We start from the raw sequence: 19,121 nt of genomic DNA on the forward strand, positions 1-19,121 counted from the left end.
CCCAGCCCGCCCGCCCCAGCCCGCCCGTCCCGGCCCACCGCCCCGGCGGCGCTCGCCGAGAAGGCTCCCTTGCGCGGCGGCGCGGGGGAGCCTTTCGTGTGTCCGCAGAACTGGGAGGGGGCGGACATGACGCATTGGCTGGTCATCCACTTGGCGGCGGCGCTGGCGCTCGCCGCCTGCGCGGCGCAGCCGCCGGCGGCGCCGTCGGGGCCGCCGGCGCTGGACGGCGGAACCTGGATGCTGGAGACGCTGGGCGGCGCGGCGGCGACCGCGCCCTCCACCTTCAACGTCGCGGGCGACCGGGCGACCGGGGCCGGCCCCTGCAACAGCTGGTTCGGCGGATTTCGTCAGAACGGCGCGCAGGTGGAGATCGGCCCGATCGCGTCGACGCGCCGCGCCTGCCCGGCGCTGGCGGAGGAGCAGGCCTTCCTCGGCGCGCTGACCGACGCCGCATCCCTCGCGGCGGACGGCGACGCGCTGAGCTTTCTCGACGCGGGCGGCGCGCGGCTCATGACCCTGCGGCGGGTCGAGTGAAACCGTCGCCGCGCCAGCGCGCGATCGCCCGTTGACACGGCCCCGCGCGGGGCATACTCACGCGCCTCGCAGGGGCTTTCGGGCCGCGCTGCGCCCAGGTGGCGGAATTGGTAGACGCGCCAGCTTCAGGTGCTGGTTCTCGAAAGGGAGTGGAAGTTCGAGTCTTCTCCTGGGCACCATCGCAACCGGCCGCCGACCCCTGACGGGGCGGCGGCCGTTTCGTTTGAGAGGCGCCGCGGCGCCGGGCCGGCAGGGGGCGCGATGATCACGATCCATGAGGGCGATCTGCCGGAGGGGCTCGATCTGGGGCCCGTCGTCGCCATCGACACCGAGGCGATGGGGCTGAACCCGCATCGCGACCGCCTGTGCCTCGTGCAGCTGTCGTCCGGCGACGGGACGGCGCATCTGGTGCGCATCTCCCGCGAGCAGACCGAGGCGCCGAGACTCGCCGCGCTGCTGGCCGACCCCGACACGCTGAAGCTGTTCCATTTCGGGCGCTTCGACATCGCCGTGCTGGCGCACCGCTTCGGCGTGACGGCGCGGCCGGTCTGGTGCACCAAGATCGCGTCGAAGCTCGCGCGCACCTTCACCGACCGCCACGGGCTGAAGAGCCTGACGCAGGACCTGCTCGGCGTGGACATCTCCAAGCAGCAGCAGACGTCCGACTGGGGAGCGGCGACGCTGAGCGAGGCGCAGGCGGCCTATGCGGCCTCCGACGTGCTGCATCTGCACCGGCTGCGCGAGGCGCTGACGGCGATGCTGGAGCGCGAGGGCCGCATGGCGCTGGCGCAGGCCTGCTTCGACTTCCTGCCCGACCGGGCCGCGCTCGACCTCGCCGGATGGCCCGAAACGGACATATTCGCCCACTAGCCTGCACGGCGTCCGCTGATCAGTCTGGCCCGGAACATTCACGGCGGAACATTTCCAAAAGCGTGGTGCGCGTGACACGAAGCGGCGTCGTCAGGGTTCTCAAGATCGCATTGCCGCTGGGCGCGCTGGCTCTGGTCGCGGCGCTGTTCTTCGCGACCGGGCGCGACCGGGGCGAGGGCCTCGGCATGTCCGGCGTCACCTTCAGCGCGACGGACGGGCTGCGGCTGACTTCGCCCCGCTTCACCGGCAGGACGGACGCGGGCGCGCCCTTCGAGGTGCGGGCGGAATGGGCGCTGCCGGATGGGCCGGACCCGAGCGTGATCGAACTCGGCCCCGTCGTGGGCGGGATCTCGCTCGACGGCCATGGCGAAGGCCATGGCGACGGCGAGGGCGCTGCGGGCGGGCGGCGGCTGACGCTTTCGGCCGACGGCGGCGAACTTCGCCCCAAGGAGGAGCGGCTCAGCCTCTCGGGAGGGGTGACGGCGCGCACCAGCGACGGCTATATCCTCACCGTGACCCGCGCGGAGGCGGACCTTGCGGCCGGAACCATGCGGGCGGAGGGGCCGGTGCGCGGGTCCGGTCCCGCAGGGACCATCGAGGCGCAGGCGCTGGAGGCGTCGCGTCGCGACGGCGCGGGGCATGTGAGGTTCAGCGGCGGCGTGCGGGTGCGCATCGATCCGCAGGCTGCGCGCGGGGAGGCTGATCGGTGAGATTCAGGACGGCGACGATCGCGACGGCGCTGGGCGCGGCCCTCGTCTGGGGCGTAGCTGCGGGCTCGGCCTCGGCGCAGGCGGCAGGCTCGCCCTTCGGCGGCTTCAGGCACGACAGCTCTGAGCCCATCGAGATCACCGCCGACGCGCTGGAGGTGAGCCAGGCCGACGGCCGCGCGACCTTCTCCGGCGACGTGGTGGCGGGGCAGGGGCGGCTGCGGCTGACCTCGCAGACGCTGGACGTCTGGTATGTCGCGCCGGAGGGCGCCGAGCCGTCGGACGGCGACATCGACCGGCTGCGGGCCGAGGGCGACGTGTTCCTGAGCTCCGGCGCCGAGACCGCGCGCGGCGCCTGGGCGGAGTATTCGGTCGCCGAGGGCGTCGTGACCATGGGCGGCGGCGTCGTGCTGAGCCAGGGCGAGAACGCGATCCGCGGCGAGCGGCTGACGGTCGACCTCAACGCCGGGCAGGGCCGCATCGAAGGCGGCCGCGTGCAGTCTGTGTTCCGCCCGGCGACCAACGGCGGCGCGTCGCCGTGAACCTCGCCAGCCCCCTGGCGGAAAGCGGCGCGGGCGCCGATGGGCCCGGCCTGCGCGCGCGGGGGCTGGGCAAGAGCTACCGCCGCCGCCCGGTGGTGCGCGACGTGGACCTCGACCTGCGCCGCGCCGAAGTCGTCGGGCTGCTGGGGCCGAACGGGGCCGGCAAGACGACCTGCTTCTACATGCTCACCGGACTGATCCAGCCCGACGCCGGCATGATCTCGCTGGACGGGCGGGACGTGACGCGCCTGCCGATGTTCCGTCGCGCGCGGCTGGGGCTCGGCTACCTGCCGCAGGAGGCCTCCATCTTCCGGGGCCTGACGGTGGAGGGCAACATCTCCGCCACGCTCGAGATCGCGGTGAGCGACCGCGACGCGCGCCAGCACCGGCTGGAGGAGCTGCTGGCGGAGTTCTCCATCTCCCATCTGCGGCGGACGCCGGCGGTGGCGCTGTCGGGCGGCGAGCGGCGGCGGGTGGAGATCGCCCGCTGCCTCGCCTCCGACCCCGCCTATGTCCTGCTCGACGAGCCCTTCGCGGGGGTGGATCCGATCGCGGTGGGCGACATCCGCCAGCTCGTCGCCCACCTCAAGGACCGCGGCATCGGAGTGCTGATCACCGACCACAATGTGCGGGAGACACTTTCGATTATCGATCGGGCCTATATCTTGCATGACGGCCGTGTTCTGATGAGCGGGGCGCCGGACGCCGTTGTGGAGGACGCCGATGTTCGGCGCGTGTATCTCGGTGAGCGGTTCCGCATCTGAGCGCGGACGCGTGACGGCATGAGCATGCGTCAGCGGCTGGAGCTGCGCCACGCGCAGCAGATGGTGATGACGCCGCAGCTGCGGCAGGCCATCGCCATGCTGCAGATGTCGACGCTGGAGCTTTCCTCCTTCCTCGCCTCGGAAGTCGAGCGCAACCCGCTGCTCAGCCTGCATGACGGCTCCGGCGACGCCGAGCGCGCGCCGCCGACCGCGGGCGAGCGCCCGGCGGTCGATGCGGCGATACGGCGCGATGACCCCGGCGCCGTGGCCGATTTCGACACTGGGCGCGAGAACCTGTTCGAGCCCGACGCCGCGCCACCCGCGCCGCCGCCCGGTCCGCCCGCGGCGGGCCCCGGCGGCTCGCCCGGCGCCGGCGGGCGCAGCGATTTCGAGGCGTTCGAGGGCGATGGCGGCATGGCCGCGCCGGTCAGCCTGGCCGAGCACCTGTGCGCGCAGCTTGCGCTGGCGCGACTGTCGTCGGCGGCGCGGGCCACGGCGGAGGCGCTGGCGGGCGAGCTGGACGAGGACGGCTACCTGCGCGTCGACCTCGACGATCTGGCCGCGCGGCTCGGCGCCGGGCCCGCGACCATGGCCGCCGCGCTGGCGGCGCTGCGCGCCTGCGAGCCGACCGGGGTGGGCGCCGTAAGCCTTGCGGAATGCCTCGCGCTGCAGCTGGCGGAGCGCGACCGCCTCGACCCCGCCATGCGCGCGCTGCTCGACAATCTCGCGGCGCTGCCCGGCGCGCCGGCGGACCGGCTGGCGAAGCTCTGCGGCGTGGACCGCGACGACCTGCGCGACATGCTGGCGGAGCTGCGCGCGCTCGACCCGCGGCCCGGGCTGCGCTTCGGCGGCGGCCACGCCGACCTCGTCACGCCCGAGGTGCTGGTGAGCCAGGACGGCTTCGGCGGCTGGCGGGTCGAGATGAACGCCGAGGCGCTGCCCCGCCTGCTGGTCGACCGCAGCTACTCCGCGCGGGTGCGCGAGCGCGCGGGGCCGGCGAGCGGCGAGAAGGGGCGCGAGGCGCGGCTGTTCCTCGCCGAATGCGCCCAGTCGGCGAGCTGGCTGCAGCGCAGCCTCGACCAGCGCGCGCGCACCATCCTGACCGTGGCGACGGAGATCGTGCGCACCCAGGCGGCGTTCTTCGAGGAAGGGGTGAGCGGGCTGCGGCCGATGACTCTGCGGCAGGTGGCGGAGGCCGTGTCGGTCCACGAGAGCACGGTGAGCCGCGTCACGGCGAACAAGTTCATGGCGACGCCGCGCGGCCTCTATGAGCTCAAGTTCTTCTTCACGACGGCGCTGGCGGCCAGCGACGGCGGCGCCGCGCTCTCGGCGGAGGCGGTGCGCGAGCGCATCCGCGCGATGATCGCGGCCGAGACGCCCGGAAAGCCGCTCTCCGACGATCACATCGTCGCCGCGCTGAAGGCCGAGGGCGTGGAGCTGGCGCGTCGCACTGTGGCCAAGTATCGGGAAGCAATGAGGATTCCGTCCTCTGTGGACCGCCGGCGCCGCGCGCGCGCAGCCCTTTGACCGCGGGGCGGCCAGCGCGATTGACTCGGAATTGCGACGAAACTAGGTTCCGCCCTCACGCCCCCGTCAGGGTCTTCATGACGGATGGGTGACGGGGGGTCGGTCGGAGTTGGCCGAGCCCCGGTCTGAACGTCAGGACAGGCGATGCAAATCCAGATCAACGGCAAGCAGATCGACATCGGCGACGCGCTACGCGTCCATGTCGAGGAGCGCCTCGTCGGCGCGGTGGACAAATACGCCGGACGGGCCGTGAACAGTCAGGTCACGTTCTCGCGCGACGGCCACAGCTTCCGCTGCGACGCGCTCGTTCACCTGCCGACCGGGCTCGTGGCGCAGGCCAGCGCCGCGGCGCCGGAGATCTACGCGGCGTGCGACGCCTGCGTCGAGCGCATCGACAAGCAGCTGCGGCGCTACAAGCGCCGGCTGAAGGACCACCACGCCGCGCGGGGCGAGCCGATCGAGGCGTCGCCGGCCTCGGCCTACGTCATCGCCGCCCATGAGGGCGACGACGAGGCGTCCGAGCCGCCCAGCCTCGACCCGGTGATCGTGGCCGAGATGCGGATGGACATCCAGAAGATCTCGGTCGGCGAGGCGGTGATGCAGATGGAGCTGGCGCACGCGCCGTTCCTGATGTTCCGCAACCAGCGCCATGGCGGGCTGAACGTCGTCTACCGGCGCGAGGACGGCAATATCGGCTGGGTGGACCCGGAGAATCTCGTGGACGGCGCCGCTTGACGCCGACCGTTCGGCGCACGCGGCCGATACGCCTCGACACGGGAGGATAGCTTGGAAATTCGCGACCTTCTGGCTCTAGAGGCCGTGTGCCGGCAGAGCCGGGCCTCGTCCAAGAAGCAGCTCTTCAACGACATCGCCGCAAAGGCGGCCGAGGTCTACGGCCTAGATCCGCGCTCGGTGTTCGAGGCGCTGATGGACCGCGAGAAGCTCGGCGGCACGGGCATGGGGCGCGGCGTCGCAGCCCCACATGCGCGGCTGGCCGGGGTGGAGGACATCCGGGGCGTCTTCGTGAAGCTGGACAAGCCGCTGGACTTCGACGCCGCGGACGGACTGCCGGTGGACCTGGTTTTCGCGCTGATCGCGCCGGAGGACGCCGGCGCCGACCATCTGCGGGCGCTCGCCCGCGTCTCTAGGGCGCTGCGCGACGGCGGCGTGTGCGCCAAGCTGCGCTCCTGCACCGAACAGAGCGCGCTCCACGCCGTGCTCAGCGAGAAGGTCCAGACGCGCGCCGCCTGAGCGGCGCGCCGCAAGTCTCTCAGCCGGCGACGGCCGGCTGCGCGCCGCGCAGGGGCGCGCCGACGACTTCTCCGCCGCGCAGACGGATCGCGACCTTGCCGCAGGGCAGCCGCCGCGTGACTTCGCCTTGCACGAAGATGTAGGGAGAAAGCTGGATCGTGGCGTACATGCGGGTTTCCTTCCCTCGGGTGCTTCGCGGAGGCAGCGGCCAGTACTCGCCTATGCTTCTATACGCCTACCGTTCAAGCATGATTAACTGGGATTCGCACATCCGCAAGGCAGTTTGTGAAATTCCTGCGACGGGCCCTCCATGGGTTGCCGGGCGCCACCAAGGCGCCATGGCGCGCAAGGTTCTTCATGTGCACAATCGGGTTGTGGAATAATCGTGCCCGACGCCGGCACTAAGGGCGTCATTTACCGATTATGTCATTCCGAACAGGGGCATGGAATGTTCACGGGGAAATGGCACGTCAGGGATGATCGCCGCGAGTTTCCGGATCGGGACGCTCTGGCAGGCGACCAGGGGCTGACCTTCTGGGGGATCGCGCCTCTGGTGATCGGCTGGGCGATCGTCACCGTCATCGCGTTCGTGGCGGCGGACGCCGTCGCCACCCGATTCTTCGACCTGCCGCTGGCGGCCTTCCTGGCGGGGCAGGGGGCTCTTGTCGGCGCCGTGGCGCTCGTGGGGCTGTCCCGGCGACCGGGCGAAGCCGCGCGCCGGTTCCGCTAGGGCGCCCGTCGACCTGACCGGGTCGGGTCCGCCGCTCTGCGCAGTCGCCGTGCCGCGGCGAATATGCCTCCCACCGATCCAGCCAGCGCGCAAGACGCTCTAGAGCAGGTCGCGCAGCGCAGCGACGAGCGGTCGGTCGGCGGGCGGCATCGGATAGTCGGCGAGCCGCCGGGGCTGGACCCACGCCAGCGCCTGACCCTCGCGGCCCTGCGCCGTTCCCGCCCATCTCCGACACACATAGAGCGGCATCAGCAGGTGGAAATCGTCGTAGCCGTGGCTGGCGAAGCTCAGCGGCGCTAGGCAACTCGCCCAGGTGTCGACGCCCAGTTCTTCGGCAAGCTCGCGGATCAGGCAGGCTTCGGGCGTCTCGCCGGGCTCAAGCTTGCCGCCGGGAAACTCCCAGAGCCCGGCGAGCGCCTTGCCCTCCGGCCGCTGCGCCAGCAGCACGCGGCCGTCAGGGTCCACCAGCGCGCAGGCGGCGACGAGCACCAGCCTCAAGAGCGGTAGTCCGCGTTGATCGCGATGTAGGCGTGGGTGAGGTCGCAGGTCCACACCGTCGCCGACGCCGCGCCCACGCCGACATCGACGCTGACCGAAAGCTCCGCCCGCTTCATGTAGGCGGCGGCGTCGGCCTCGCGGTAGCCCGGCGCGACCCAGCCCTTCTCGGCCACCAGAATGTCGCCGAAGCGGATGGCGAGGCGGTCGCGGTCGGCGGCCTCGCCCGACTTGCCGACGGCCATCACGATGCGGCCCCAGTTGGGATCTTCCCCGGCGAAGGCGGTCTTGACCAGCGGCGAGTTGGCGATGCTGAGGCCGATGCGGCGCGCGGCGCGGACGCTTTCGGCGCCGGTCACGGTCACGGCGACGAACTTCGTGGCGCCCTCGCCGTCCTTCACGACCTGGTGGGCGAGGTCGGTCAGCACGCCGTTCAGCGCCTCGCGGAACGCCGGCAGGCGCGGGTCGTCCCCGGACGCGATCTCGGTCATGCCGCTGGCGCCGGTGGCGCCCAGCAGCAGCGTGTCGGAGGTGGAGGTGTCACCGTCGACGGTGATCGCGTTGAAGCTCGCGTCGGCGCCCTCGATCAGCAGCCGCTGCAGGATCGGCTGGGCGATCGCGGCGTCGGTGAAGACGAAGGCGAGCATGGTCGCCATGTCGGGCGCGATCATGCCCGAGCCCTTGGCGACGCCGGCGACGGCGACCTCGACGCCGTCGAGCGTCACGGTGCGGCCGGCGCCCTTGGGGAAGGTGTCGGTCGTCATGATGGCGCGGGCGAAGGGCTCCCATGCGTCCGCCGAGAGCGCGCCGGCCAGCGCGTCGCAGACCGCCTCGATGCGCTCGACGGGCAGCGGCTCGCCGATGACGCCGGTGGAGGCTACGAACGCATCCTCCGGCGCGGCGCCGCCGGCCAGCGCGCCGGCCGCGGCCATGCGGCGCGCGCCCTCGACGCCGTTGGCGCCGGTGAAGGCGTTGGAGTTGCCGGCGTTGACGATGAAGGCCGCCGGCGCGCGCGCGTCGCCGCGCGCCGCCAGCCGCGCCTCGCACCAGAGCACCGGCGCGGAGCGGGTGCGCGAGGTGGTGAAGACGCCCGCGACCGTCGAGCCCTCGGGCAGCGCGGCGAGGCCGACGTCGTCACGATCGCGATAGCGCACGCCGGCGCGGGCGGCCGAAAGCCTCAGCCCGGCGACGCGGGGCAGGTCCGGGAAACGCGCCGGCGCGAACGGCGATGCGGCTTCGATCTTGGCCATGGCCGGCGTCTGCTCCTGCCGTGAGGGGGGGTGGCGGCGCGCCGACGGAGCGCCGCGATGGCCCGAATCCGCAGCGCGCCGCGAAGGCGCGCTGCGGGGCGGGGTCACTCGGCGGCGCGGAGCGCGTCGAGACCGGGGCGGTCCTCGACCATCTCGAAATCGCCCCCGGCGCGCACGCTCTGCACGATCTCCTGCGCGGCGGCGGAGCCGAGTTCCTGCTCAAGCGCCTCGCGGACCTCCTCGAAGCTCGGCTTGGGCTGCTCGCGGCGGTCGGTCAGCTCGATGAGGTGCCAGCCGAACTGGGTCTGCACCGGCTGGGAGACGGCGCCGACCTCCATCGCGAAGGCGGCGTCGGCGAAGGGCGCCACCATCATGTCGCGGGTGAAGAAGCCCAGATCGCCGCCCTGGTTCTTTGTGCCGTCGGTGCCGTACTCGGTCGCCATGTCGGCGAAGCTGGCGCCCTCCTCGATCTTCGCGCGGACTTCCTGCGCGAGTTCCTCGGACGCGACGAGGATGTGGCTGGCGCGGACCTCCGCGACGGCCGGCGCGGTCTCGATGCGCGTCTGGTAGGCCTCGCGCAGCGCCTCCTCGGTCATTCTCTCCTCGACCTGCCGCGAGACGTAGGCCTGCGAGAGCAGCCCCTCGCGCTGGAGTCGCAGCGACTGCGCCACCGCGGGCTCGTCGGCGAGGCCGTCGGCCTCGGCCGCGGCGGCGAGCAGGCGCTGGTCCACGAGCTGCTGGCGGATGTAGTCGTAGAGCACGTCGTCAGGCGCCTGCCTGTACTGCGCGGGCAGTTCGGACATCACCGCCTGCACGTCGGCGAGCGTCACCGAAGCGCCGCCCACGGTCGCCACGACGGTGTCCGGCCCGGCCGCGTCCTGCGCGGCGGCGGGGCCGGCGAGCGCGAGCCCGACGAGAGCGGCGACGCGCGTGGCGCGGGCTGCGGAGCGGGAGAGAGAGAGCATGAAACCTCCTGGGCGCGGGCCTGCGCCGGGCATGATCGGTCGCGGCGTTGACTCGCCAGAGGCCGTTGCTTACCTCTCGCGCGGGCCGCGACCGGAGACGACCCGCACATAAGCCGCGCGCCGTTCACGGACAAGCATGTTTCGGCGTGCGAATTTGGGACGCGCCGGGCGCGCGGACGGTCCGGTGGGCGTTGCATGGAGTAGGTCTCGGCATGTTCGGGCTCATCGCTAGGAAGCTTGTCGGCACCGCCAACGACCGCAAGGTCAAGGGCGCCCGGAAGACGGTGGCGCAGATCAACGCGCTCGAGCCGGAGATGTCGGCGCTGAGCGACGCCGCGCTGGCCGCCCGGACCGAGGCGTTCCGCGCCCGCGTCGCCGCCGGCGAGAGCCTCGACGCGCTGCTGCCCGAAGCCTTCGCCGCGGTGCGCGAGGCCGCGAGGCGGGCGCTGGGCCTGCGGCCCTTCGACGTGCAGCTCGTCGGCGGGATCATGCTGCATCAGGGCCGCATCGCAGAGATGAAGACCGGCGAGGGCAAGACGCTGGTCGCCACGCTGCCGGTCTATCTCAACGCTCTGACCGGCAGGGGCGTGCATGTCGTCACCGTCAACGACTATCTGGCGCGACGCGACGCCGCCTGGATGTCGAAGGTCTATGGTTTTCTTGGTCTGACGACGGGCGTCATCGTTCCCGGTATCGATGACGCCAACAGGCGCGAGGCCTATGCCTGCGACGTGACCTATGCGACCAACAACGAACTCGGCTTCGACTATCTGCGCGACAACATGAAGTTCCGGCTCGAGGACATGGTGCAGCGCGGGCACGCCTACGCCATCGTGGACGAGGTCGACTCGATTCTCGTGGACGAAGCCCGGACGCCGCTCATCATCTCCGGCCCGGCGCAGGATCAGAGCACGCTCTATGTCGGCGTCGATGCGCTGATGCCGTCGCTGGCCCCCGAGCACTATGAAGTCGACGAGAAGCAGCGCAGCGCCATCCTCACCGAGGATGGCAACGAATTCATCGAGGAGAAGTTGCGCGAGGCGGGGTTGGTCAAGGAGGGCGCGACCCTCTACGACCCCGAGAACGTCAGCATCGTGCACCACGTCAATCAGGCGCTGCGGGCGCACAAGCTGTTCACGCGTGACAAGGATTACATCGTCAAGAACGGCAAGGTCGTCATCATCGACGAGTTCACCGGCCGCATGATGGACGGGCGGCGCTGGGGCGACGGCCTGCACCAGGCGGTGGAGGCGAAGGAGGGCTGCCCGATCCAGCCCGAGAACGTCACCATGGCGTCGATCACCTTCCAGAACTACTTCCGGCTCTACGACAAGCTCGGCGGCATGACCGGCACGGCGCTGACCGAGGCGGAGGAATTCCACTCGATCTACGGGCTCGACGTGGTCGAGATACCGACGAACGTGCCGGTGGCGCGCGTCGACGACGACGATCAGGTGTATCGGACGGGCCGCGAGAAGACCCACGCCATCATCGAGGCGATCAAGGACGGGCGCCGCCGCGGCCAGCCCATCCTCGTCGGCACGACCTCGATCGAGAAGTCCGAGCAGCTTTCCGAGGCGCTCAAGGCCGCCGGCGTGCCGCACAAGGTGCTGAACGCGCGGTATCACGAGCAGGAGGCGTTCATCGTCGCGCAGGCCGGGCGGCCCGGCGCGGTGACGATCGCCACGAACATGGCTGGGCGCGGCACCGACATCAAGCTCGGCGGCAATGTCGAGATGGCTGTCGCCGAGCAGGTCGGCGAGGAGGCCGATCCCGAGAAGGTCGCCTCGATCACCGCGCGGGTGGAGGAGGAGACCGAGGCGCTGCGCCAGCAGGCGCTGACCGCCGGCGGCCTCTGGGTGATCGGCACCGAGCGCCACGAGAGCCGGCGCATCGACAACCAGCTCCGCGGTCGCTCGGGCCGTCAGGGCGACCCGGGGCGCTCGTCGTTCTTCCTGTCGCTGGAGGACGACCTGATGCGCATCTTCGGCGGCGGACGCATGGATTCCATGCTCCAGCGCCTCGGCCTGGAGGAAGGCGAGGCGATCGTCCATCGCTGGGTGAACAAGGCCATCGAGAAGGCGCAGGGCAAGGTCGAGGCGCGCAACTTCGACATCCGCAAGAACCTGCTGAAGTTCGACGACGTCATGAACGACCAGCGCAAGGCGATCTTCGCTCAGCGCCGCGAGATCATGGAGGCGGGCGACCTATCCGACACGGTGAAGGACATGCGCCACGACGTGATCGGCGAGCTTGTCGCGCGCCACATCCCCGAGCGCGCCTATGCGGAGCAGTGGGATGCGAAGGGCCTTCACACCGAGGTCGCCAAGTATTTCGGTCGCGAGCTGCCCATCGAGCAGTGGGCGGCGGAAGAAGGCGTCGATGACGAGACCATCCGCGAGCGGCTCTACGCCGAGACCGACAAGGCGGCGGCCCAGAAGAACGCCGAAATGGGCTCCGACATCAGCCGCCAGATCGAGAAGGCGGTGCTGCTGCAGACCGTCGATACGATGTGGCGGGAGCATCTCGTCACGCTCGATCATCTCCGATCGGTGATCGGTCTGCGCGGCTATGGGCAGCGCGACCCGCTCAACGAATACAAGTCGGAGGCGTTCTCGCTGTTCGAGAGCCTGCTGAGCCGGCTGCGCTTCGAGGTGACGGGCCAGCTCAGCCATGTGCGCCTCGCCGCGCCGCCGCCGCCCGCCCAGCCGCCTGCGCAGGCGATGGCGCCGTCGCAGGAAATGGCGCTGGCGGGCGACATCGTCGGCCAGGCCTCGGCGGACCGTCCGCAGGTCGAGGGCGTGGACCCCGCGAACCCCGACACCTGGGGCCGGGTCGGCCGCAACGACGCCTGCCCCTGCGGCTCGGGCAGGAAGTTCAAGCACTGCCACGGGCGGCTCTGACGGCGACAGAGTCGCAGCGCGGCTGGGCGCATTGGGGCCCCGCGAAGTCGTCGCGCCGCGACCAATGTTCGGAGCGCCATGGGCGCAACGGGCGGCAAGTCGAGGCCTAACACGCTCTGGCGTCTGGCCTTTGCGCTGCGTTCGACGCGAGGACAGCGCGAAATGCGAAGGGGCGCGAAATCGCCCCTCTTCGGCTCGTTTCAGGCCCTCGGCCGCGCCGTCGCGTCGGCCCGCTCAGGGGCTCCAGCCGAAGCGTTCGGCGTTGGCCTCGGCGTCGCGGCGCGCCTTGTAGCCTTCGGAGGCGGCGCCGACGATCTGGCCGTTGGAGGCCTTGCGCCGCCAGCGCCATTCGCCGCGCTTGTCCTCGTAGAACTCCCACTTGTCCGACGCGTTGGCGCCGCGGTTCATGTTGGCCTCGCAGTCGGCGCGGTTCTTGTAGCCCTCGCAGGCGGCGCCGACGATCTGGCCGTTGGAGGCCTTGCGCCGCCAGCGCCATTCGCCGCGCTTGTCCTCGTAGACCTCGAAGCTGTCCTTTTCTCCGGCCATGCGCCCCTCCCATGACGTTGTTTCCGACGGTCCCAGATTGTGCGCGGCAGGCGCGATGCGCAACAATACATTGCGGTCAGGCGCAACGGGGAGCGGCGGCATGGCGCGACGGTTGAAGGCGGCGGTGGCCGGCGCGGGGCTGGGCGGCCTGTTCGCGGCGGCGGCGCTGGCGCGGGCGGGGCTCGACGTGACGGTGTGCGAGGCGGCGCCGGCGCTCGGCGAGGTGGGCGCCGGCATCCAGATCAGCCCCAACGGCGCGCGGCTTCTGGCGCGGGTGGGGGCGCTGGAGGCCGTCGCGCGACAGTCCGTCGCGCCGGAGGCGGCGGCGATGCGGCGGGGCGAGGACGGCGGGCTGATCTTCTCGCTGCCGCTCGGCGCCGCGGCGGTCCGGCGCTGGGGCGCGCCTTACCTCCAGGTTCACCGCGCCGACCTGCTGGCCGCGCTGCGCGACGCGGCGGCGGCGGCGGGCGCACGGCTGCGGCTGGGCGCCCGTGCGACCGGCGCGGCGGACGGCGCGCTGCTGCTGGGGCAGGGCGCCGAGGAGGCCGACGTCGTGCTCGCGGCGGACGGCGTGCGCTCGACCCTGCGCGCGGCGCTGTTCGGCCCGGTTTCGCCAAGGTTCCTCGGCCATGTCGCATGGCGCGCGACCGTGCCGGCGGAGGCGGCGCCCGGCTGGGCGAAGCCTGAGGCGACCGTGTGGGCTGGCGCCGGGCGGCATCTCGTGACCTATCCGCTGCGCGCCGGCGCCCTGGTCAACGTCGTGGCGGTGGTCGAGCGCGCCTCGTGGGAGGGCGATGGGCGCACGGCGGAGAGCTGGTCGGCGCCGGGAGCCCCCGACGAGATGCGCGCGGCCTTCGCGGGCTGGGCGGCGGCGCCGCTGCTGGCGGCGGTGGAGCGGTGCTTCCTCTGGGGCCTCTTCGACCGGCCGCCGCCGCCCTCATGGAGCAGGGGCCGCACGGCGCTGCTGGGCGACGCCTGCCACCCGATGCTCCCTTTCATGGCGCAGGGCGCGGTGCAGGCGATCGAGGACGGCGCGGCGCTGGCGCGGCTGCTGCGCGGGGCGCGGCCCGACGGGGTGGAGGCGGCGCTGGCGGCCTACGAGGCCGCGCGCCGGGGCCGGGCGGAGGCCGTTCAGGCGCGGGCGCGGGCCAATGCGGGGCTGTTCCACCAGCGGCCGGGCCCGGCGCGCGCGCTGCGCCGGGGCGTTCTGGGCCTCGGGGCGCGGCTTGCGCCCGCTCTCGCGATGGGCCGGCTCGACTGGCTCTACGGCCATGTCGAGCCGGCGTGAGCCGGGGGCGGCGGAGCTCAGAACAGGAAATACCGCTGCGCCATCGGCAGCACCTCCGCCGGCTGGCAGGTCAGCAGTTCGCCGTCGGCGCGCACCTCGTAGGTCTCGGGGTGGACCTCGATCTTCGGGGTGGCGGCGTTCAGCTTCATCGCGGCCTTGCCGATGCCGCCGCGGGTGTTCTTCACCGCCACCACGTCTTTCGCGAGACCCAGCGCCCGGCCGACGCCCGCCTCCGCAGCCGCGGCGGAGACGAAGGTGACGGGGCCACGCTCGACGGCGCGGCCATAGGCGCCGAACATCGGCCTTGTATAGACCGGCTGCGGCGTCGGGATCGAGGCGTTGGGGTCGCCCATCTGCGCCGCCGCGATCGTGCCGCCGACCAGCACCATCTCGGGCTTCACGCCGAAGAAGGCGGGGTCCCACAGCACCAGATCGGCGCGCTTGCCGACCTCGACCGAGCCGATCTCGTGGCTCATGCCATGCGCGATGGCGGGGTTGATCGTGTATTTCGCGATGTAGCGCCGCACGCGGAAATTGTCGTTGTCGCCCGTCTCCTCCGGCAGTCGCCCGCGCTGCACCTTCATCTTGTGCGCCGTCTGCCAGGTGCGGATCGCCACCTCGCCCACGCGCCCCATCGCCTGGCTGTCGCTGGCGATGATCGAGAACGCGCCGATGTCGTGCAAAATATCCTCCGCCGCGATGGTCTCGCGCCGGATGCGGCTTTCCGCGAAGGCCACGTCCTCGGGGATCGAGCGGTCGAGGTGGTGGCACACCATCAGCATGTCGAGATGCTCGTCGATGGTGTTCACCGTGAAGGGCCGCGTGGGGTTGGTGGAGGACGGGATGACGTTCGCCTCGCCGCACACCCTGATGATGTCGGGCGCATGGCCCCCGCCGGCGCCCTCGGTGTGGAAGGCGTGGATGGTGCGGCCCTTGATCGCCGCCAGCGTGTTCTCCACGAAGCCCGACTCGTTGAGCGTGTCGGTGTGGATCATCACCTGCACGTCCATCGCGTCGGCCACGCTCAGGCAGCAGTCGATGGCCGCCGGCGTCGTGCCCCAGTCCTCGTGCAGCTTGAGCGCGCAGGCGCCGGCGAACACCATCTCCTCCAGCGCCGCCGGCAGGCTGGCGTTGCCCTTGCCCGACAGTGCGAGGTTGATCGGGAAGGCGTCGAACGCCTGCAGCATCCGCCCGATGTGCCAGGCCCCCGGCGTGCAGGTGGTGGCGAGCGTGCCGTGCGCGGGGCCGGTGCCGCCGCCCAGCATCGTCGTCATGCCGCTCGCCAGCGCGTCCTCGATCTGCTGCGGGCAGATGAAGTGGATGTGGCTGTCGAAGCCGCCCGCGGTGAGGATGCGCCCCTCGCCGGCGATGGCCTCGGTGCCCGGCCCCACGACGATGTCGACGCCCGGCTGCGTGTCGGGGTTGCCCGCCTTGCCGATGGCGACGATCCGCCCGTCGCGCAGGCCGACATCGGCCTTGTAGACCCCGGTCCAGTCAACGATCAGTGCGTTGGTGATCACGGTGTCGACCGTGCCGGCGGCGCGCGGGTGCTGGCTCTGCCCCATCCCGTCTCGGATCACCTTGCCGCCGCCGAATTTCACCTCCTCGCCATAGGTGGTGAGGTCGCGCTCCACCTCGATGAACAGGTCGGTGTCGGCCAGCCGCACCCGGTCCCCGGTCGTGGGGCCGAACATGGCGGCGTAGTCGTGGCGGGGGATGCGGGCCATGGGCGTCTCCGGAAGCTCAGGGGGCGGGGGCCGAGGGGGCGAGCGAAGGCAGGCTCAGTTTCATGTCTATGGCCCGCGCGCCTGCCGGGCTCGGCGGAGCGTGGCGGTCGTGCGCGAAGCCGAGCGAGCGGTAGAGCGGCAGCGCCTCGTCGTGGCGGTCGAGCGCGCTGAGGCGCATCTCGTCGTAGCCGAGCCGCGCGGCCTCCGCGATCAGCGCGGCGCACAGCACCCGCCCGACGCCGAGCCTGCGCGCCGACGGCGTGACGAACATGCGGTTCATCTCGCAGGCCCGCCCCGCCGCCGGCGCCGTGGAGGGCTTCAGCATCACGATGCCTATGGCCAATCCGTCACGGGTCGCGAGCATGCACTCGCCCGCCGGCGGGTTGAACCAGCGCGGGAACTCGGCGAGCATTTCCGCGAAGCGCTGGTCCTTGAGATAGGCCGCGATCTCCTCGCGCATCTCTGGGTAGCGGTGGTTCAGGAAGTCCACGAACTCCCAGGCCAGACGAGTCGCGGCGGCGATGTCGTCGGCGCCGCGGGCCGGCCGCACCGCGATCGCCGCCTCGCCCGTCACAGCGCCCCCATCACTTTCTGATTGAAACCGAACACCTTGCGGTCGCCGCCGTAGGGAACCAGCGTCACCTCGCGGCGCTGGCCGGGCTCGAAGCGCACCGCCGTGCCGGCGGCGATGTCCAGCCGCATGCCGCGCGCGGCCTCGCGGTCGAAGCTGAGCGCGGGGTTGGTCTCGGCGAAATGGTAGTGGCTGCCGACCTGCACCGGGCGGTCGCCGGTGTTGGCGACCTCCAGCGTCACGGTCGGCTGGCCGGCGTTCAGCTCGATGTCGCCTTCCGCGACGATCACCTCGCCGGGGATCATCGCGCCCGCCGCAGAACGACCCAGGCGACCGCCGCCGCGGCCAGCGCCAGCGCGACGCCCTCGGCCCCGTGCGGATGCAGGTGGCCCGCCGGCCCGTCATGGGCGACGGCGAGGGCGGGCGCGAGCGCGAGCAGCGCCGCCGGAAGCATGATGATCATCGAAAACTCTCCTTACTGCTGCGCGCCGCCCTGTCGCGGCCCGCTTCCCGTCTGCTCCAGCGCCGCCTCAAGCGCGGCCGATGCCTTCTCGAATTCGGCTTCCAGACCGGGCGAGACGCCCTGGCACGCCGCCGCGATCGCCCGCGCGCCGTCGAGATAGACGCGGTTGCGCGCGCGATTCTTGGCCGCCGGCATCTGCGCGAGATCGGCGACGTTCGAGGTCTGGTCGGCCAGCTTCACCAGCCGCGCCGACGCCGACGCCCCGCGGATATGCGCCGCCTGCAGCGCCTTGCGCTCGGCCAGCGGCAGCGCCTCCCACCCCTCCCGGTCGGTCAGCTCATCGACGACGCCGGCGACCTCGGCGCCGAACCGCTCGGCGAGCCCCGCCACCGTGGCGTCCGTGTCCTCCACCATGTCGTGCAGCACCGCCGCGAGCACCGCCTCAGGCGACCCGCCATGGCGCGCCACCAGCGCCGCCACGTCGCAGGGGTGGTTGATGTACGGAATGTCGCCCGGCCCCTTGCGCGTCTGACCGGCATGGCCGTGCGCCGCCAGCGCATAGGCGTCAGCGATGCGGACGAGGTCGATCATCAGCGGATCGGGTGGTGGACGGTGACGAGCTTGGTGCCGTCGGGGAAGGTCGCCTCCACCTGAACGTCGTGGATCATCTCCGACACGCCCTCCATGACCTGCGCGCGCGACACGACGCCGGCGCCGGCGGCCATGAGGTCGGAGACGGTGCGCCCGTCGCGCGCGCCCTCCACCACGAAATCGGTGATCAGCGCGATGGCCTCGGGGTGATTGAGCTTCACGCCGCGGGCGAGCCGGCGCCGCGCCACCTCCGCGGCCATGGAGACCAGCAGCTTGTCCTTTTCGCGGGGGGTCAGCTTCATCGTCGGTCCTCGGGGTCGGGCATGGGGATCAGAGACGCCAGACGCGCGGCGGCGCGGCGTCCCGCAGGGCGTGGATCAGGGGCATGAGCGCGGCGCGAAGGGCGCAGGCGTCCGGCGCCAGCAGGCGGGCGACGAGCATCCCGCGCCACGCGCTCGCGCCGCCGGAAGGGACGGGGGGCGGGGCCGGGCACGGCGCGCCGCCGCGGCCGGCGTCGAGGCCGTTGAGCGCGCGGCCCGCGTCGCCCAGCGCCGCGCGGGCGGCGCCGAGCCGGTCCTCCGCGTCCGGCGCGACGTAGAGCACGGTGGCGGCGGCGCGGGCGCCGGCCCAGCAGCCGGGCCCGTCGAGCGAGACGGCGGGCGCCGCGCCGTCGAGCCGCAGCGCGTCGGCGAAGATCAGCCGCCCGTCGCGGCGCACCCGCCAGACGTCGCGCAGCCGCGCCCGCGGCGCCGTCTCGCCCATCGCCAGCCTGCCGAGCGCGACTTGCTCGACCATCAGCAGCCGCGCGTCGGCGGCCATGACCACCTCGTAGCGCCGCGCGAGGTCGGCCCCGTCGAAGAGGATCGTCTCCTGCGGCAGCCAGTCGAGTCGGGCGCCTGGGCCCAGGCGCAAGGTCGCGTCGACGCGGCCGGTCTCGCCGGTCTGCGCGCGGTAGGCGCGCTCGGCGGCCTGGGTGCTGACGGTCAGGAAGGCGCCGGCCTCGGCCTCGGCCTCCCATGCGAAGATGTCGCCGCCGGTCACGCCGCCGGCGGTGTTGAGCAGCACCGCCTCCAGCCGCCCCGGCACGGCCGGCAGCATGCAGCGCGCCGAACCCTGCTGCTCAAGCCGCCCCACGCGGCTCGCCCCGTCCCGCAGCCGCCCCGACACCGCGGCCCGGCCGCGCGCGCGCGGCTGATCGCCCGGCGCGAAGGCGGCGAGCCCGTCCGGCGCGCGGCGGCCGGCCTCGCCGCTGTCTGCGGCGGGGCGGTCGGGTGGGCGGCGGTCGAGGTCTGCGGGATGGACGGGCGCGATCAACATGGGACCGACGCTAGAACCCCGCCGCGCCGCTTGCGAGAGGCTTGGGGCGCGACCATCGTCGCATCCAGCGCGTTGCCTTG

General features: G+C 72.3%; 23 protein-coding genes and 1 tRNA gene. 12 read left to right on the plus strand and 12 right to left on the minus strand.

Annotated features, from left to right (window positions below):
* Positions 1-126: 126 nt before the first annotated feature.
* The 9 genes from BLW43_RS08605 (at position 127) to BLW43_RS08645 (ending at position 6,195) form a co-directional block, all read left to right on the plus strand.
* Positions 127-534 (plus strand): META domain-containing protein, encoded by a 408-nt coding sequence (locus tag BLW43_RS08605; protein WP_093251889.1) that lies wholly within the window; start codon positions 127-129, stop codon positions 532-534.
* Between the two features lie 92 nt (positions 535-626).
* Positions 627-713 (plus strand) — tRNA-Leu (locus tag BLW43_RS08610).
* 82 nt (positions 714-795) lie between these two features.
* A complete protein-coding gene (locus BLW43_RS08615; protein ID WP_093251890.1) occupies positions 796-1,404 on the plus strand; it encodes a ribonuclease D in 609 nt (202 codons plus the stop codon).
* Between the two features lie 71 nt (positions 1,405-1,475).
* Complete coding sequence (lptC, locus tag BLW43_RS08620) at positions 1,476-2,114, plus strand: LPS export ABC transporter periplasmic protein LptC (RefSeq protein ID WP_139284020.1); 639 nt, start codon at positions 1,476-1,478, stop codon at positions 2,112-2,114.
* Positions 2,111-2,653, plus strand: coding sequence for an LptA/OstA family protein (locus BLW43_RS23920; RefSeq protein WP_245730978.1), 543 nt, complete (start codon positions 2,111-2,113; stop codon positions 2,651-2,653). The genes lptC and BLW43_RS23920 overlap by 4 nt, the downstream gene beginning before the upstream one ends.
* Positions 2,650-3,417, plus strand: a complete 768-nt coding sequence (gene lptB, locus BLW43_RS08630; RefSeq protein WP_093251896.1) for an LPS export ABC transporter ATP-binding protein — start codon at positions 2,650-2,652, stop codon at positions 3,415-3,417. Before BLW43_RS23920 ends, lptB begins: the two co-directional genes overlap by 4 nt.
* An 18-nt stretch (positions 3,418-3,435) precedes the next feature.
* The gene (rpoN, locus tag BLW43_RS08635) at positions 3,436-4,944 is read left to right on the plus strand and encodes an RNA polymerase factor sigma-54 (protein ID WP_093251900.1); all 1,509 of its coding nucleotides are present in this window, start codon (positions 3,436-3,438) and stop codon (positions 4,942-4,944) included.
* A gap of 144 nt (positions 4,945-5,088) precedes the next feature.
* On the plus strand, positions 5,089-5,679 hold the full coding sequence (gene hpf, locus BLW43_RS08640; protein ID WP_093251902.1) for a ribosome hibernation-promoting factor, HPF/YfiA family: 591 nt from the start codon (positions 5,089-5,091) through the stop codon (positions 5,677-5,679).
* A gap of 51 nt (positions 5,680-5,730) precedes the next feature.
* On the plus strand, positions 5,731-6,195 hold the full coding sequence (locus BLW43_RS08645) for a PTS sugar transporter subunit IIA (protein ID WP_093251905.1): 465 nt from the start codon (positions 5,731-5,733) through the stop codon (positions 6,193-6,195).
* 19 nt (positions 6,196-6,214) lie between these two features.
* Here BLW43_RS08645 and BLW43_RS23460 read toward each other — a convergent pair whose 3' ends face one another.
* Positions 6,215-6,364, minus strand: coding sequence for a hypothetical protein (locus BLW43_RS23460; protein ID WP_175478815.1), 150 nt, complete (start codon positions 6,362-6,364; stop codon positions 6,215-6,217).
* Positions 6,365-6,643: 279 nt separating this feature from the next.
* Between BLW43_RS23460 and BLW43_RS08650 the strand changes: the two genes are divergently transcribed.
* Complete coding sequence (locus BLW43_RS08650) at positions 6,644-6,925, plus strand: hypothetical protein (RefSeq protein WP_093251907.1); 282 nt, start codon at positions 6,644-6,646, stop codon at positions 6,923-6,925.
* Between the two features lie 99 nt (positions 6,926-7,024).
* Here BLW43_RS08650 and BLW43_RS08655 read toward each other — a convergent pair whose 3' ends face one another.
* The 3 genes from BLW43_RS08655 to BLW43_RS08665 form a co-directional block, all read right to left on the minus strand.
* Positions 7,025-7,423, minus strand: coding sequence for a (deoxy)nucleoside triphosphate pyrophosphohydrolase (locus tag BLW43_RS08655; protein WP_093251909.1), 399 nt, complete (start codon positions 7,421-7,423; stop codon positions 7,025-7,027).
* The gene (gene argJ / locus BLW43_RS08660) at positions 7,420-8,670 is read right to left on the minus strand and encodes a bifunctional glutamate N-acetyltransferase/amino-acid acetyltransferase ArgJ (RefSeq protein WP_093251912.1); all 1,251 of its coding nucleotides are present in this window, start codon (positions 8,668-8,670) and stop codon (positions 7,420-7,422) included. Before argJ ends, BLW43_RS08655 begins: the two co-directional genes overlap by 4 nt.
* A gap of 104 nt (positions 8,671-8,774) precedes the next feature.
* Positions 8,775-9,635: a peptidylprolyl isomerase gene (locus BLW43_RS08665; protein WP_175478816.1), complete on the minus strand. Its 861-nt coding sequence runs from the start codon at positions 9,633-9,635 to the stop codon at positions 8,775-8,777.
* 212 nt (positions 9,636-9,847) lie between these two features.
* Here BLW43_RS08665 and secA point away from each other — a divergent pair, with 212 nt between their 5' ends.
* On the plus strand, positions 9,848-12,538 hold the full coding sequence (secA, locus tag BLW43_RS08670) for a preprotein translocase subunit SecA (RefSeq protein ID WP_093251921.1): 2,691 nt from the start codon (positions 9,848-9,850) through the stop codon (positions 12,536-12,538).
* A 234-nt stretch (positions 12,539-12,772) separates the two neighbouring features.
* On the opposite strand, the gene BLW43_RS08675 is transcribed toward secA, so the two are convergent.
* A complete protein-coding gene (locus BLW43_RS08675; RefSeq protein WP_093251922.1) occupies positions 12,773-13,084 on the minus strand; it encodes a YegP family protein in 312 nt (103 codons plus the stop codon).
* Between the two features lie 100 nt (positions 13,085-13,184).
* On the opposite strand from BLW43_RS08675, the gene BLW43_RS08680 reads away from it, so the two are divergent.
* Positions 13,185-14,372 carry an FAD-dependent monooxygenase gene (locus BLW43_RS08680; RefSeq protein WP_175478817.1) on the plus strand — a complete coding sequence of 396 codons (1,188 nt, stop codon included), beginning with the start codon at positions 13,185-13,187 and terminating at the stop codon, positions 14,370-14,372.
* A gap of 17 nt (positions 14,373-14,389) precedes the next feature.
* On the opposite strand, the gene ureC is transcribed toward BLW43_RS08680, so the two are convergent.
* Genes ureC through BLW43_RS08710 form a run of 7 tightly spaced genes read right to left on the minus strand, consistent with a single transcriptional unit; the run spans position 14,390 to position 19,041 of the window.
* Positions 14,390-16,099, minus strand: a complete 1,710-nt coding sequence (gene ureC, locus BLW43_RS08685; protein WP_093251927.1) for an urease subunit alpha — start codon at positions 16,097-16,099, stop codon at positions 14,390-14,392.
* A gap of 16 nt (positions 16,100-16,115) precedes the next feature.
* Complete coding sequence (locus BLW43_RS08690; RefSeq protein ID WP_093251930.1) at positions 16,116-16,673, minus strand: GNAT family N-acetyltransferase; 558 nt, start codon at positions 16,671-16,673, stop codon at positions 16,116-16,118.
* Complete coding sequence (locus tag BLW43_RS08695) at positions 16,670-16,975, minus strand: urease subunit beta (protein WP_093251932.1); 306 nt, start codon at positions 16,973-16,975, stop codon at positions 16,670-16,672. The genes BLW43_RS08690 and BLW43_RS08695 overlap by 4 nt, the downstream gene beginning before the upstream one ends.
* Positions 16,972-17,133 (minus strand): hypothetical protein, encoded by a 162-nt coding sequence (locus tag BLW43_RS23465; RefSeq protein ID WP_175478810.1) that lies wholly within the window; start codon positions 17,131-17,133, stop codon positions 16,972-16,974. The genes BLW43_RS08695 and BLW43_RS23465 overlap by 4 nt, the downstream gene beginning before the upstream one ends.
* A 12-nt stretch (positions 17,134-17,145) precedes the next feature.
* Positions 17,146-17,724 (minus strand): HD domain-containing protein, encoded by a 579-nt coding sequence (locus tag BLW43_RS08700; RefSeq protein WP_093251933.1) that lies wholly within the window; start codon positions 17,722-17,724, stop codon positions 17,146-17,148.
* Positions 17,724-18,026, minus strand: a complete 303-nt coding sequence (locus tag BLW43_RS08705) for an urease subunit gamma (protein ID WP_093251936.1) — start codon at positions 18,024-18,026, stop codon at positions 17,724-17,726. The genes BLW43_RS08700 and BLW43_RS08705 overlap by 1 nt, the downstream gene beginning before the upstream one ends.
* Before the next feature lie 28 nt (positions 18,027-18,054).
* Positions 18,055-19,041 (minus strand): urease accessory protein UreD, encoded by a 987-nt coding sequence (locus BLW43_RS08710; RefSeq protein ID WP_093251937.1) that lies wholly within the window; start codon positions 19,039-19,041, stop codon positions 18,055-18,057.
* Between the last annotated feature and the right edge of the window lie 80 nt (positions 19,042-19,121).

The organism is Rubrimonas cliftonensis, assembly GCF_900107585.1.
Classification (GTDB): Bacteria; Pseudomonadota; Alphaproteobacteria; order Rhodobacterales; family Rhodobacteraceae; genus Rubrimonas; species Rubrimonas cliftonensis.

Bases quoted from the DNA above. Each gene is read 5' to 3' on its own strand.
- BLW43_RS08605 (WP_093251889.1), top strand. From the start codon at position 127: ATGACGCATTGGCTGGTCATCCACTTGGCGGCGGCGCTGGCGCTCGCC.
- BLW43_RS08615 (WP_093251890.1), top strand. From the start codon at position 796: ATGATCACGATCCATGAGGGCGATCTGCCGGAGGGGCTCGATCTGGGG.
- rpoN (WP_093251900.1), top strand. From the start codon at position 3,436: ATGAGCATGCGTCAGCGGCTGGAGCTGCGCCACGCGCAGCAGATGGTG.
- hpf (WP_093251902.1), top strand. From the start codon at position 5,089: ATGCAAATCCAGATCAACGGCAAGCAGATCGACATCGGCGACGCGCTA.
- BLW43_RS23460 (WP_175478815.1), bottom strand. From the start codon at position 6,364: ATGTACGCCACGATCCAGCTTTCTCCCTACATCTTCGTGCAAGGCGAA.
- BLW43_RS08650 (WP_093251907.1), top strand. From the start codon at position 6,644: ATGTTCACGGGGAAATGGCACGTCAGGGATGATCGCCGCGAGTTTCCG.
- argJ (WP_093251912.1), bottom strand. From the start codon at position 8,670: ATGGCCAAGATCGAAGCCGCATCGCCGTTCGCGCCGGCGCGTTTCCCG.
- BLW43_RS08665 (WP_175478816.1), bottom strand. From the start codon at position 9,635: ATGCTCTCTCTCTCCCGCTCCGCAGCCCGCGCCACGCGCGTCGCCGCT.
- secA (WP_093251921.1), top strand. From the start codon at position 9,848: ATGTTCGGGCTCATCGCTAGGAAGCTTGTCGGCACCGCCAACGACCGC.
- BLW43_RS08675 (WP_093251922.1), bottom strand. From the start codon at position 13,084: ATGGCCGGAGAAAAGGACAGCTTCGAGGTCTACGAGGACAAGCGCGGC.
- BLW43_RS08680 (WP_175478817.1), top strand. From the start codon at position 13,185: ATGGCGCGACGGTTGAAGGCGGCGGTGGCCGGCGCGGGGCTGGGCGGC.
- ureC (WP_093251927.1), bottom strand. From the start codon at position 16,099: ATGGCCCGCATCCCCCGCCACGACTACGCCGCCATGTTCGGCCCCACG.
- BLW43_RS08695 (WP_093251932.1), bottom strand. From the start codon at position 16,975: ATGATCCCCGGCGAGGTGATCGTCGCGGAAGGCGACATCGAGCTGAAC.
- BLW43_RS23465 (WP_175478810.1), bottom strand. From the start codon at position 17,133: ATGATCATCATGCTTCCGGCGGCGCTGCTCGCGCTCGCGCCCGCCCTC.
- BLW43_RS08700 (WP_093251933.1), bottom strand. From the start codon at position 17,724: ATGATCGACCTCGTCCGCATCGCTGACGCCTATGCGCTGGCGGCGCAC.
- BLW43_RS08705 (WP_093251936.1), bottom strand. From the start codon at position 18,026: ATGAAGCTGACCCCCCGCGAAAAGGACAAGCTGCTGGTCTCCATGGCC.
- BLW43_RS08710 (WP_093251937.1), bottom strand. From the start codon at position 19,041: ATGTTGATCGCGCCCGTCCATCCCGCAGACCTCGACCGCCGCCCACCC.